Annotated in this window: 10 protein-coding genes; 2 read left to right on the top strand and 8 right to left on the bottom strand. The window is 59.3% G+C overall.

The window, feature by feature from the left end; genetic code table 11:
• The first annotated feature begins 147 nt into the window (after positions 1 to 147).
• Positions 148 to 1,287 (top strand): TDT family transporter, encoded by a 1,140-nt coding sequence (locus HU719_RS18730; protein ID WP_186535750.1) that lies wholly within the window; start codon positions 148 to 150, stop codon positions 1,285 to 1,287.
• Positions 1,288 to 1,302: 15 nt separating this feature from the next.
• Here HU719_RS18730 and HU719_RS18735 read toward each other — a convergent pair whose 3' ends face one another.
• From HU719_RS18735 to HU719_RS18745, 3 genes are all read right to left on the bottom strand, one after another.
• Positions 1,303 to 2,250, bottom strand: coding sequence for an ornithine cyclodeaminase family protein (locus HU719_RS18735; protein ID WP_186535751.1), 948 nt, complete (start codon positions 2,248 to 2,250; stop codon positions 1,303 to 1,305).
• Positions 2,247 to 3,224, bottom strand: a complete 978-nt coding sequence (locus HU719_RS18740; RefSeq protein WP_186535752.1) for a threonine/serine dehydratase — start codon at positions 3,222 to 3,224, stop codon at positions 2,247 to 2,249. Before HU719_RS18740 ends, HU719_RS18735 begins: the two co-directional genes overlap by 4 nt.
• Before the next feature lie 375 nt (positions 3,225 to 3,599).
• Positions 3,600 to 4,205 (bottom strand): helix-turn-helix transcriptional regulator, encoded by a 606-nt coding sequence (locus HU719_RS18745; RefSeq protein WP_186519646.1) that lies wholly within the window; start codon positions 4,203 to 4,205, stop codon positions 3,600 to 3,602.
• A 223-nt stretch (positions 4,206 to 4,428) separates the two neighbouring features.
• Between HU719_RS18745 and HU719_RS18750 the strand changes: the two genes are divergently transcribed.
• On the top strand, positions 4,429 to 7,140 hold the full coding sequence (locus tag HU719_RS18750) for an AAA domain-containing protein (protein WP_186535754.1): 2,712 nt from the start codon (positions 4,429 to 4,431) through the stop codon (positions 7,138 to 7,140).
• Positions 7,141 to 7,267: 127 nt separating this feature from the next.
• Here HU719_RS18750 and HU719_RS18755 read toward each other — a convergent pair whose 3' ends face one another.
• The 5 genes from HU719_RS18755 to HU719_RS18775 form a co-directional block, all read right to left on the bottom strand.
• The gene (locus tag HU719_RS18755) at positions 7,268 to 7,600 is read right to left on the bottom strand and encodes a hypothetical protein (protein ID WP_186535756.1); all 333 of its coding nucleotides are present in this window, start codon (positions 7,598 to 7,600) and stop codon (positions 7,268 to 7,270) included.
• Between the two features lie 189 nt (positions 7,601 to 7,789).
• On the bottom strand, positions 7,790 to 10,195 hold the full coding sequence (locus HU719_RS18760) for a TonB-dependent siderophore receptor (RefSeq protein ID WP_186535757.1): 2,406 nt from the start codon (positions 10,193 to 10,195) through the stop codon (positions 7,790 to 7,792).
• Positions 10,196 to 10,276: 81 nt separating this feature from the next.
• Positions 10,277 to 11,275, bottom strand: a complete 999-nt coding sequence (locus HU719_RS18765; RefSeq protein ID WP_186535758.1) for a FecR domain-containing protein — start codon at positions 11,273 to 11,275, stop codon at positions 10,277 to 10,279.
• Entirely contained in the window at positions 11,272 to 11,778 is a 507-nt protein-coding gene (locus HU719_RS18770; RefSeq protein WP_186519636.1) for a sigma-70 family RNA polymerase sigma factor, read from the bottom strand. The genes HU719_RS18765 and HU719_RS18770 overlap by 4 nt, the downstream gene beginning before the upstream one ends.
• A gap of 123 nt (positions 11,779 to 11,901) precedes the next feature.
• Entirely contained in the window at positions 11,902 to 12,387 is a 486-nt protein-coding gene (locus HU719_RS18775; protein ID WP_186519634.1) for an Lrp/AsnC family transcriptional regulator, read from the bottom strand.
• Positions 12,388 to 12,500: the final 113 nt, after the last annotated feature.

Consider the following 12,500-nt stretch of genomic DNA (forward strand, 5'->3'; position numbering starts at 1 on the left):
AGCAGAGAGCCGGCTGTAGCATAAGCCCAGAGGAAGTATTCCCGTATATCTTCAAAACCGATAACAGATAGAGAAAATACCCGTTATATAGATATTCTTCGAAGGCATAAGATTGACTCCACCTTACACAAGGCCCGGAGACAACCCATGCCCTGCACCCCAACGCGCCCTGCCTGCTGGCGCCCCTTCAGCGCACTGGCCCACCCCCGCGAGGTGATCCGCCAATTCACCCCCAACTGGTTCGCCGCGACTATGGGCACAGGCGTATTGGCCTTGGCGTTTCATCAATTGCACATTGCGCTGCTCGATGGCTTGGCTGAAGGCCTGTGGTGGCTGACGATTGGCTTGTTCAGCCTGTTCTGCGTCCTGTATGGCGCCCGCTGGTTGCTGTTCTTCGACGAGGCGCGGCGCATTTTCGCCCACTCCACGGTGTCGATGTTCTTCGGCACCATCCCCATGGGCCTGGCCACCATTCTCAACGGCGCGCTGGTATTCGGCCTGGCGCGTTGGGGTGAGGCCGTTGTGCCTTGGGTGGAGGCGCTGTGGTGGCTGGATGTGGGGCTGGCGCTACTGTGCGGGGTGGCCATCCCCTACCTGATGTTCACCCGCCAGGAGCACAGCATCGACCAGATGACCGCAGTCTGGCTGTTGCCGGTGGTGGCCGCCGAAGTCGCTGCCGCCAGCGGGGGGCTGCTGGCGCCGCACCTGGGCGATGCGCAGGAGCAGTTTCAGGTGGTGATCACCAGCTACGTGTTGTGGGCGGTGTCGCTGCCGGTGGCGTTCAGCATCCTGACCATCCTCATGCTGCGCATGGCCTTGCACAAATTGCCGCCGGCCAACATGGCCGCCTCCAGCTGGCTGGCGCTGGGCCCGATCGGCACCGGTGCACTGGGCATGCTGCTACTGGGCGGTGACGCCCCGGCGGTGTTCGCCGCCAATGGCCTGGGCAGCCTGGGCGAGGTGGCGCGTGGCCTTGGGCTGGTGGCGGGGCTGGTGCTGTGGGGCGCCGGGTTGTGGTGGTTGCTCACTGCCGTGTTGATCACCCTGCGCTACATGCGCCAGGGCATGCCGTTCAACCTCGGCTGGTGGGGGTTCACCTTTCCGCTTGGGGTGTACTGCCTGGCCACCTTGAAACTGGCAGCCTGGCTCGGGTTGGGCTTTTTCAGCGTGTTTGGCCAGCTGTTGGTGGTGGCGCTGACGATGCTGTGGCTACTGGTCGCCTGGCGTACCCTGCGCGGGGCGTGGTGCGGGGAGTTGTTTGTCTCCCCGTGCATTGCCCAGCGTTAGGTAGCCGAGCATCAGCTATGCATGCATGCAGGCCAGGGCGCAGTTGGAAATCTGCGCATCCTGCACCGCGACACCGGTCAGGTCGGCCAGGGTGATCTGTTGGTCATCCTCGCGGCCCTTGGCCTGCCCGGCCAGCAGGGCGCCCAGCTCAGCCAACTGGCCCAAGCTGATCAACCCGGCCTTGAGCGCGTGGGAGATTTCGCCGTACTGGCTGCATTGCACCAGCGAGTCGACGATGATGCGGTCGGCCCGTGCCACCAGCGCAGGGTCGAGTTCCTGCTTGCCGGCAGTGTCAGCGCCGACTGCGGTGATATGAGTGCCGGGCTGCACCCAGTGGCTTTGCAGCAACGGCTCGCGGGACGGGGTGGTGGTAACGATCAGGTTGGCCATGCCGGCCACCTCGGCGGCATCGCGTGTGGTCCTGGCCTGGAACCCCAGCCCATGGGCAAAGGCTTCGAACGCAGCCAGCCCAGGCTCGTTGCGCCCCCAGGCAATCACCTTGCGGCAGTCGGTGACGGCGCGCAGTTGCTCTAGCTGCATGCGCGCCTGGGTGCCGGTGCCGATGATGCCAATGGCGTTGACCTGGCGGGGGGCCAACAGGCGTGCAGCGATGCGCCCAGCGAGTGCTGTGCGGATGCACGTCAGCCAGCCTTCATCCTGCAGCAGCGCCAGTGGCTGGCCGGTGGTGGCCGACAGCACCATCATCAGGCCGTCGTTGCTCGCCAGGCCCTTGGCCGGGTTGTCGTAAAAGCCGGTCGACACCTTTACCGTGAAGGTGTCACTGCCTTCTACAAAGGCCGACTTTACGCAGCAGTCGCCGTTGGCCTGGTTAAAGGCAAACGCCTGCACCGGCGGCACTTGCACCTGGCCCGCCGAGAACGAGACGAAACCTTCCTGCAGGCGCTGTACGGCAAGTTCCAGGTCCAGGCTGGCGACGATTTGCGCTTTGCTGAATACCTTCATTGCACCGCCCCAAGAAACTTCTCGAAGGTGATGTTGCGCCCACAAATGATCACCGCCACGCGCTTGCCGCGGTATTGCTCGGCGAGTTTCTTCATGCCGGCGACGGCCACCGCTGCTGCGCCTTCGATGATCCAGCGGTCACCGCTGGCGACATCGCGCATGGCGGTTTTGATGTCATCCTCGCTGACCAGCACCGTGCGGGTAATCAGGCTCTGGCACAGGGGGAAGGTAATGCTGTCTGGCTCTACGCCACCGGCGGTGCCATCGGACAGCGTTTCGTCTTCAAGCATTTCGATGATGTGCCCCACTTCAAGCGAGCGCTGCAGCGTCGGCGCGTTCTGCGGCCAGCAGCCAATGATGTCGGTTTTCGGGCTGAGCGCCCGCAGCGCAGCGCCAATCCCGGAAATCAGCCCGCCACCGCCAACCGCCACGAACACCGCGTCCAGTTCGGGCTGCTGCTGGAACAGTTCGATGCCGATGGTGCCTTGGCCTGCGATCACCTGTGGGTCGTTGTAGGGCGAGACGAATGGCTTGCCCTGCAGCTCGGCCTGGCGCCCGCCTTCCAGCTCCACCCCGAGTGGGTCCAGGTCGAGGCTGACCACCTCGGCCCCCAAGGCGCGGATGGCATCGACTTTGTACTTGGATGCCGTGGTGGCGGTGTACACCGTGACTGGCACGCCCAGCAGCTTGCCGGCAAGCGTGAGCCCCTGGCCGTGGTTGCCGGAAGACGCCGTGACCACGCCGGCCGCGCGCTGTGCTTCAGGCAGCAGGCGCAGCTTGTTGCTGGCGCCGCGGAACTTGAACGAGCCGGTGTGTTGCAGGTGTTCGCATTTCAGGTAGACCTGGCACTGCGTCAGGGCAGACAGATGCGCGCTGTGGCTGAGTGGGGTGACGCTGACCTGCGGGCGCAGCGCTTCGTGCGCTTCGCTGATGGCTTCATACAGGGAGAGCAGGGTGTTGGCATCGGCGGACATCGTGTTCCTCTCGGCAATCGGGGCGAGCGGGCACGGGAAGGTGCTCGCCATTGTGGAATATTTGTCTACGGTAGACTCATATTCTTTTTGTGGCAAGCCTGCTGACAGTTAACGACGGTGAGTTTTTTTGTGGTGAGCGGGCTTGCCCCGCGTTGGGCTGCGAAGCGGCCCTGAGGTCTGTGCTGTTCAAAGTGCACGCGCTGGCTGCTCGGTGTTTGCACAACAGCATTCAACGCTTTGATGGATGTGGGTTTAGGGCTGCTTCGCAGCCCAACGCGGGGCAAGCCCGCTCACCACAAGGAGAATTGTCTGGTGCCGAATTGGCGCCTTCACTCAAAAACCTTGAAAGCCATGGGTAAAACCCAAGCCATCCCGTCAGCCCCGAAGTTCCTTCAGGTACTTGTAAACAGTCGCCCGCCCCATGTTCAGCACATTGGCCACATAGTCCGCCGCGCTGCGGCCTTCGAACGCCCCTTCGGCATACAACGCCTGAACCAGGCTGCGCTTGTCTTTTGCAGCCAGGGTACGCAGCGACAAGCCATGCTCGCGCAGCCAGGTTTGCAGGAACGTGTTGATCCGTTCCTGCCAGTCATCCTTGAACAGCGCCTCTGGCTGCGCAATCAGCCGGCTGACCTGGAAGAACGCACTCAACGCTTCGTGGGCCTGCTGCAAGACCGAGAAATTCAGGTTGATGCACAGCAAGTACTCAGGCTCGCCTTGCTCGTCATAGAGCACGCTGGTCACCGAGCGCAGCTTCTGCCCATCCCAGTTGGTCTTCTCGTACGGGCCGATGCTCGGCGAGCGGCGAAACTCGTCCATGTCCTGTTCCAACGCCGAGTCATCGCCCAGCTTGCGCTTGGAAAAGTTGTTGGCGATATGAACGATGCTCTGGCTCTTGACCTCATGCACGACGACCTCGGCATGGGGGAACAGCAGCAGGGCGATGCTCTCGGCGATGGTCTGGTAGTTCTTGGTTTTCATGGTCTGCCACGGGGTGGGAGCGAGGGCCTGCGTGGAAAAAAGTCTACAGGCGGATTGGGCCTATGGTGGACGTTGGGGCGGGGGGATTCAAGTTGGGGGAACTTTCGATTGCTGATCGTAGAGTTTGATACGGGTAGTGCGAGGACGGCTATCAAGTCCGTTTGTGGTAATGGCATTATGATGTTTCGCAAGGAAGCAGCATTCGGCGCACAGGCAAGGGAATATGACGTCTATACAGATGGATGGTGAGGACAAGACTTCAACGATCAGCGACTGGACGATTCGCTGGAGCGACAAGCACGATGTGTTTGAACTCACCTGTCATTTTACGTCCGGTAGAAAATCTACTCGCCCGCTCAGCAACTGTCGTGTTTCTCCCTCCCGAGAGCTAAGCAATGTTCTGCTGATCAAACCCGGCAGCAAGATCGTCAAGCCCATTGATAAAGCGATGATCTACGGTGAGCGCTACGCGGTGGTGCACTACCCAGGTTCCAGCAAGCCTTATTTACACAAGATGGCTGGGATCGTCTTTGCTGCACCAACCTCGCTGAGGGAGGCGCCAGTTTTCCGCTATTTTGCGGACGTTGCCAATGCACGAGAGTCCCAAGCGCAGTCCAAGGTTGACCGTGATATAGCAAGCAATGTCGCGGCCCAGCTCGGCAAGCTGCCTCCTGTCGCAAGCACTGCCTTGCAGGCTTATTGTACCGGGCGAAATGGCACGCTGGCGCCAGACCAAGGGCTCATTTATCCGTTTGGGCTCAATGAAAGTCAGTACCACGCAGTTGAGCGGGCGTTCAGCGCGCAAATCAGCGTGATCGAAGGGCCGCCCGGCACCGGTAAGACCCAGACCATCCTCAACATCCTGGCCAATATCGTGTTGCGCGGCCAAACAGTGGCGGTGTTGTCCAATAACAATGCGGCCGTGGCAAACGTCTACGAAAAGCTTGAGAAATGTGGCTTGGGCTATTTGGTAGCCAAGTTAGGCAACAAGCAGAACCGCGAGACCTTTTTCGCCGACCTGCCAGCGTGGCCGAGCGGTGAACCCGGGCCGGCGGCGTCTGCGGATGAAATTCAAGCCTTGCTGACCCGCTTGAAACAGCACCTTCAAGACCATAACAGAGCCGCGCAACTGCAGATCGAACTGGATGAGCTGGTCATCGAGCGGCGCTACCTACAGCAATGGTGGGCACGCAACGGTGTGCAGACCGAAAGCTCATTGGACAAGTACGGGCTCACCCCGCGCAAGACGGCAGACCTCATGGCATACCTGGCGTACTTGGGGGAACGGCGCGTTCAGCTCAAGGACCGCATCGAGTTGCTGTTCAAGTTTCGGGTGTTCCGCACCAAACCTTTCGCCGAGGGCCAAGCGCGCATCGCCGCATTCCATGCGTTGCAGTTGCATTTCTATGACAAAGCGCTGAAGGACAAGGACGCCGAGCTGCGGGCCTGCCGTGAATCGTTGGTACGCGCAAATTTCACTGAATTGCTGGAAGGGCTGACAAGTACATCGATGCAGTATTTGAAGCAGCACCTGTCAGGGCAGCAGCGAACTCGAATCAGCTTCGATGCTAGTAACTACCGCAACAATTTCGATGCCTTCATGCAACGATTTCCTATTGTGGCTAGCGGCACGCACTCCATCGTCAATTCGCTCGCACCTGGGGCGATCCTTGACTATGTGATCATCGACGAAGCCTCACTGCAGGACATAGTGCCGGGCATTCTGCCATTGGGCTGCGCCAAGAACCTGATCGTGGTCGGCGATAACCGCCAGTTGCCGCACATCCCTGTAAAGCTTGGACTCCCGGCGCCGGCCGAAGCCTATGATTGCGAGCGCTACAGCCTGTTGGACTCGTGCATCGAGGTGTTTAAGGATGCGCTACCGAGGACGCTATTGAAAGAGCATTATCGCTGCCATCCTAGAATCATTCAGTTCTGTAACCAGCAGTTCTATGACAATGCCTTGGTGCCGATGACCGTGGACAACGGCGAAGACCCCATGTGGCTGGTGGTGACAGGCAAGGGAAATCATGCTCGCGATAACACTAACCTCCGTGAGTTGGACTCATTGCTGGCGGTGCTTGAAAGCGATGGTGACCCCGTGGGTGTAGATCGCGAAGGCCGCGGTTACATCGCCCCATTCCGCGCGCAAGCCACCCTCTCTGCCACGCACTTGCCGTCGGACTTCGTCAATGACACGGTGCACAAGTTTCAAGGGCGCGAATGCGACGAGATTGTCTTCTCGACCGTATTGGACAAGAAGCGCTATAACCAGACGCAAAGGCGCCTCGATTTCGTCGATGACGCCTGCATGGTCAACGTGGCTGTGTCGCGGGCCAAGAATCGCTTCACGCTGGTGACGGGTGATGAGGTGTTCACAGCGAACAATGGCCCTATCGCCGCATTGATTCGCTACATCAGCTATTACGGCCAGGATAAGCAAAGCGTACGCGCGCCGGTGGTGTCGGCCTTCGACTTACTCTATCGCGAGTACGACCAGTCGTTGGCACGCTTGAATTCCCGCCTGCGGCCCGAGGACTCGCGCTACAAGTCTGAGCAGATCGGGGCACAGTTGCTGCGCGAAGCAATGTCGGCCCCGGCGTATCAGGCGTTGACCTGGCATACCCAGATCAAGCTGGATCAGCTTGCAGCGCCTGACAACGCGCAATGGACGGAGCCGCAGCGAGCGTTCATGAGGCGCGCCAGTTGTGACTTCGTGATCTATTTCAAAGTAGGGAAGACGCCAGTCGGTGTGATTGAGGTTGATGGCGGGTACCACGATCACCCTGTGCAGGCGGCTCGGGACGCCATGAAAAATGAAATCCTGGCGCAGAGTGGCATCTCCATTCTGCGGCTGCGGACGGTTGAGAGTGGGATCGAGAGCAGGATTGCTGAGTTTCTTGGGCAGTGGGCGGGGCCTGCTTCGGGAGTGTAAACAGCTGTGGCACTCGGGTTTTTCATTGATCAAAATGCCCCGCATGCGGAAACCTTCGGTCGTGTTTGCCGGCAGTCTGGCTACGCATCGCTAACGAGAAATCTGGCACTCCTTGGTTACTCGGCCATCAGTTTGCTTCTGGGCAATGCCAGACCACGCAATGCCACATGCTTCCAGACACCGTGAACTGCAGCATAAGCATCTGCGACTCGATGTGGTCAGGTGCTTCGATATGGCTGAACACCAGTTTCGAGTGAATTCCCTCGCCGAACTCCAGGAATGCCGTAGTAGGCGTATTACGATTCTCCAAGCTTGCTGTCAGTAGATGCCACTCACCGGCGGAAAATGATCTGAGTGCCTTCCGCCATTCGATGTATTCGTTGTTCAGAAATAGGTCATGGATACAGTTGGTTAGCTCTTCTTCGGTCTGTTCAATCTCGGCGTCGCAGGGTGTGGTCATCGTTCTGGCCCATGGTGGTTTGCAGTTGGTTAGTAGAATCTTCCGTCAGTTTCTGCCAATCGTGAGGGTCAGCAAAAGGTCGGTAGCGGACAGGCACATGGGCTTCCGACTTAAAGCGGTCCTCCACCACGGGTCGCCACAGGGCAAAAGCTGTAGATCAGTAGTGCCATGATCGTCCCGCTGTCTGGCTCAAAAGTTGTACTTGATACCCGTCATGATGTTTCTTGGCGCACCGTACATACCGTGGTCGCCGGCATAGCTGAGGTATTCACGGTCAAACACGTTGTTGAGATTGACTGACGCACTCAAGTGCTGGTTGAAGTCGTACCGAGCCATAAGGTGGGTGACGGCGTAGCTACCCTGAGTAAAGGTGTGCAGATCGGTGCCGGTTTTGCTCTGCCAGTTGACTCCGCCGCCAACGGTGAGCTTTTCCAGAACCCCCGGCAGGCGATAGCTGGTGAAGGTCTTGAGACTGTGCCGAGGCAGGTTGGTAACGATACGCTGGTCGTCAGCGTCGGTGCTGACCGCATAGGCATAGCCGGCAGATGCCTGCCAGCCTTCGGCCAGCTCTCCGTCCAGGGTGAATTCAGCGCCTTTGGTAGTGGTTCCCTGTTCCGACTTGTACGTATTACCGCCCGGGGTATCGATCCAGATCGCCAGGTTGTCCTGCTCGATCTTGAACAGCGCGACGCTGGAGTTCAACCTGCCGTCGAAGTGGCTGCCCTTGACGCCGACTTCATAGCCGGTGCCCTCCATCGGATCGAGTGGTTTGTTGTCGATGTCGCGAACCCAGGACGACTGGGGGTTGAAGATTTTCGTGTAACTGGCATACAGCGACCACGTATCGTTGATGTCATACACCACGCCAGCGTAGGGGATGTAGACGCCGGTTTCCGACTCCTTGGTCTTGGTTTGCTCGGCGTTGTAGGGTTTATCCTCGATGTCACGATGCCAGTCGATCAACCGGCTGCCCAGCAGGATACTGAGATCATCGGTGGTGTGCAGGCGCGTGGCAAGATAGGCCGCGTATTGGTTTTCGTCGGTAGTGGATTTGCCCGTGACGTTGAACTCAGGTTTCACGGAGTCGCCGTTCCAGTTCAGCAGGTTGTCGATCGCGCCGGCCGCAGAGCCGGAATAGTCGTATTTCCAGCCGCCGTAGCTTGGCACGTTCTCGTAGTAGTGGGACAAGGTCACGCCGGCAATCAACTCGTGCTCGCGCCCCAACAGGCCGAATGGGCCGGTCAAGTAGGCATCGATGTTGTTCTGGCGCGGGGTACCGGAAAAGCGCACTGGCAACTGTGTGGTACCGCTTCCGTCCGGGTTGAGGCTGCCGTTGACGTAGTTGAAGACCTCGTCAAACTTGTTTTCGGAGTGGGTCAGTTCGATCTTGCCGCTCCAGCCGTTGGCGAACTGCCGCTCGATCGAGGTAAAAAAGCTGGTTTGAACATGGTCGTTGTAAGACCAGGTCTGGGCCGAATTGAGCGAGCGTTTGAGGTCGCTGCGAGAGCCGTCGCTGAAGCGGGTCGGCAAGCCGGAGCGCATGGGGGAGTCGACGTCCGTTTGCTGATAGCTGAAACCCAGGGTCAGCAACGTGTCTTCAGTCAGGTCAAACTCGGTAATGCCGTAGATCAGTTGCGAGTCCTGCTTGTAGCGGTCGATCCAGGACTGCTCGGTGTTGAAGTCGGCAACCAGGCGGCCGCGAACATTGCCGCTTTCGGTCAGCGGCCCAGATACATCAAAGCCGGTACCGTAGCGGTCCCAACTACCGGCTTGCGCAGAGATGCTGGCCTGCGCTTCGGCAGTCGGGCGCTTGCGGATCAGGTTGATCGTCGCTGAAGGGCTGCCCAGGCCGCTGATCAGGCCGGTCGCACCGCGCACCACCTCCACTCGGTCATACATGGCCATGCTCTGGGTGTAATTGTCCATGCGCTTGACGGTGGGCACACCGTCGATTTCGAAGTTCTGGATCTCGAAGCCCCGGGAGAAGTAACCGTCGGATTCGGCCCCCAGCCCATCGCGCAACACGATGACACCCGGTGTGGCATCGAGGGTATCGCTCAGATTGGTCAGGCGCTGGTCATCCAGGCGCTGGCGGGTCATGACGGTCAGCGACTGCGGAGTCTCCTTGGGGGTCAGGTTCAGGCGGGTCGAACTGCTGGAGGAGTAGGTGGTATAGAGCCCGGTACCCTCTGTGGTCGACCCGGGCGCTTTGCCCGAAATGGATATGCTCTGGAGCTCCAGGCTGGTAGAGGCTGGCGCTTGCTGGAGGATATAGCGTCCATCGGGTTGACGAACCGCAACCAGTTGGCTGCCCGCGAGCAGCGCTTCCAGGGCGCCGTCGACCGTGTAGTCACCCTTGAGGCCAGGGCTGATTTGCCCGGCAATCAGGTCATTGGGAAACGACAGCAGCAAATGGGCTTGCTGACCCAGTTGGGTGAGCGCAGTGCCCAGTGCCGCCGGGGGAATTTCGTAATGTTGCACGCTGCTGTCGGTGGCGGCCCACACTGGCGATGATGTGGCGACAAGAACCGCTGTAGCACAACCAATAGTGGTGGCGAGCAAGGTTGGGTAGTACGAAACACTGCGGTGATGCATGTGAAGTTTCCCGATGATTTTTGATGTATGGCCTATAAGTCTCGCCAGAAATCAAAACGGCTCATCGAAGACGAAAATAGCTCACACGGTTGCCGGCAAGGCGCGCAAGTTGACCCACAGGCGAGTGAAACGCTGCACATCCAGTTTCAGCGTCTGGGCAATGGCATCGATGATTCGATCGCTGTCTGCCAGCGGGTAGGTGCCCCATACAGGCAGGTTGGCCAATGCGCGGTCGCACCCCAGATGCCCATGACGATACCGACCCAGTTCATCCAGAAAAGCCTGCAGCGGTTGGCCGTTGGCGATGATCATGCCTTCTGTCCAGGCTGCTGCGTTGGCTTGCAGTGCAGCCTGATCCACCAGCCCGAGCGGCCCGAACCGAGCCAATTGTCCGGCCTGCAGGGACGTCCACGTGCTCGCTTTTGCCGGGATTACCTGAAGTGAGCCACGATAGACCGCCAACTGAGTCGAGCCATTGTCCAATTGGCGTACCGTGAAGCGCGCCGAGGCCGCCTGCGCGCGAACCTGAGGGGTGTCGATGGCGAGCGCCTGGTTCAAAACCGTGTCGACCAGGACCTCGCCGCTGAGCAATCGAAGGTCCCAGCGATGATCGGTATGACGGACATTTATCGCGCTGCGGGTATTGAGATCAAACGACAGGTTGGCGTTCAGTGCGACGCGTCGCTGCTCGCCAACGCCTGTCGCGTAATCGGCGCTCAAGCGCGAAACCACTTCGCTGTCTCGGGCCAGCCAGGCACCCGCGCTTGTGGTCAGCAGCAAGGCAAGGCCCTTGATGGCCCGTCGCCTGCTCAACCCATTCTCAGAAGAATGCAACAGGGCCTGTCGGGCAAGGTCTGGATCGCCTCGGGTACGCACTGAGTCTAGCTGCGCCGCCAGCGCCAAGGCTTTTTCCCAGGCCAACTCATGCAACGGGTGTTCACCACGCCATGCCATGAAAGCGGCCTGTGCGGGTGAATCGAAATTGGCTTCCTGCATATCGAGCCACCACGCCATCGCCTCCTCACACATTTTCGGTGATAGCGCGGGTTCTCGGGTGAAGGCGTTGTCGGCGCTCGTCATTCCAGCGCGTCCGTCACCAGCATGCACTGCGCACCTGCCTTGATGATGTGGCGTTTGACGGTAGCGATTGAAATACCCAGCCGCTCGGCAATTTCCCCATGGCTGAGGCCATCCAGCTGCGACCACAGGAAGGCCTTTTTGACGGCGACATCCAATTTACAGAGCGCTTCGTCGAGCCGAACCAGTGTCTCGAAAATAATCATTTGGGTCGCCAGGTCTGGCAGCACGTTTTCGTCTTGCGCCTGGATCGCATCCAGATAGGCTTTTTCCAGGCGTGCGCGGCGGTAGTGGTTGGACAGGACGCTACGTGCCACCTTGGCCAGAAACGGTCGGGGCTGTCGGACTTCAACCGCCTCTTTGCTGAGCAACAGGCGCATGAAGGTGTCCTGCATCAAATCAGCGGCGCGGTGTGAACAGCTCAGTTGCCGACACAGCCACCCACGCAGCCAGCGGTGTTGCTGTTCGTAAAGAGCCGTGAGCTGAGCACTGTCGACGGATGCCATGAGTTGCCACTGAATCGATGCAAATGAGACTTAGTATCATATGCAACTCTTGGGCTGCCGACAAGGATGCAAAATGTTTGCTTCAGTTCGATAACGGTTCGTCGCAGTTTGCCGCTTTGAGCCTCAAACCCCGCTCGGCACATCCAGCCCGACCTTCACCCGGTCCAGCGCCACGATTGTCTTGAACCAGGTAACGTTGGCGTTTTCGGCAAACAATCGCCGTGCCAAAGCCTGGTATTCATTCATGCTGGCAACGGTTAACACCAGCACGAAATCCACTTCGCCGGTGACGTAGTAGCACTGCTGAACTTCGGGCACCGCAAAGTGTGCCTTCATCGCCTCCAGCGCGTCGATGCTGGTGCGCTCTGCCATGACTTCCACAATGATCGTGATCGGCCGCCCGACAGCCGTGGGGTCGACGATGGCTACGTTGCCGGTGATCACGCCGCCTTCTTCCATTCGCTTGATGCGGCGCTGAACGGCGGCCGTGGAAAGATTGACCTGCTCGGCCATAAGGCGCAGTGGCAGGGTGTTGTCGCGCTGGACGAGGTCGAGGATGGCGCGGTCGAATTTGTCCAAGGATTCAGGTGCAGCGTCCTTCTTTGCCATAGCAAACCCGTGAGAAATTTTCTCGAAAACTATCAGAAAACTGCGCGCCTTTATCTAGGGCAGAGAAATATTATCTTGCCAGCAGCCTGCATACGCAGCCTGGGTCTGGAATT

The organism is Pseudomonas farsensis (genome assembly GCF_014268805.2).
Taxonomy (GTDB): Bacteria; Pseudomonadota; Gammaproteobacteria; order Pseudomonadales; family Pseudomonadaceae; genus Aquipseudomonas; species Aquipseudomonas farsensis.

Coding starts and splice junctions, on each gene's coding strand:
- HU719_RS18770 (WP_186519636.1), bottom strand. CDS start 11,778: ATGGCATCCGTCGACAGTGCTCAGCTCACGGCTCTTTACGAACAGCAA.
- HU719_RS18775 (WP_186519634.1), bottom strand. CDS start 12,387: ATGGCAAAGAAGGACGCTGCACCTGAATCCTTGGACAAATTCGACCGC.
- HU719_RS18765 (WP_186535758.1), bottom strand. CDS start 11,275: ATGACGAGCGCCGACAACGCCTTCACCCGAGAACCCGCGCTATCACCG.
- HU719_RS18730 (WP_186535750.1), top strand. CDS start 148: ATGCCCTGCACCCCAACGCGCCCTGCCTGCTGGCGCCCCTTCAGCGCA.
- HU719_RS18755 (WP_186535756.1), bottom strand. CDS start 7,600: ATGACCACACCCTGCGACGCCGAGATTGAACAGACCGAAGAAGAGCTA.
- HU719_RS18735 (WP_186535751.1), bottom strand. CDS start 2,250: ATGAAGGTATTCAGCAAAGCGCAAATCGTCGCCAGCCTGGACCTGGAA.
- HU719_RS18750 (WP_186535754.1), top strand. CDS start 4,429: ATGACGTCTATACAGATGGATGGTGAGGACAAGACTTCAACGATCAGC.
- HU719_RS18745 (WP_186519646.1), bottom strand. CDS start 4,205: ATGAAAACCAAGAACTACCAGACCATCGCCGAGAGCATCGCCCTGCTG.
- HU719_RS18760 (WP_186535757.1), bottom strand. CDS start 10,195: ATGCATCACCGCAGTGTTTCGTACTACCCAACCTTGCTCGCCACCACT.
- HU719_RS18740 (WP_186535752.1), bottom strand. CDS start 3,224: ATGTCCGCCGATGCCAACACCCTGCTCTCCCTGTATGAAGCCATCAGC.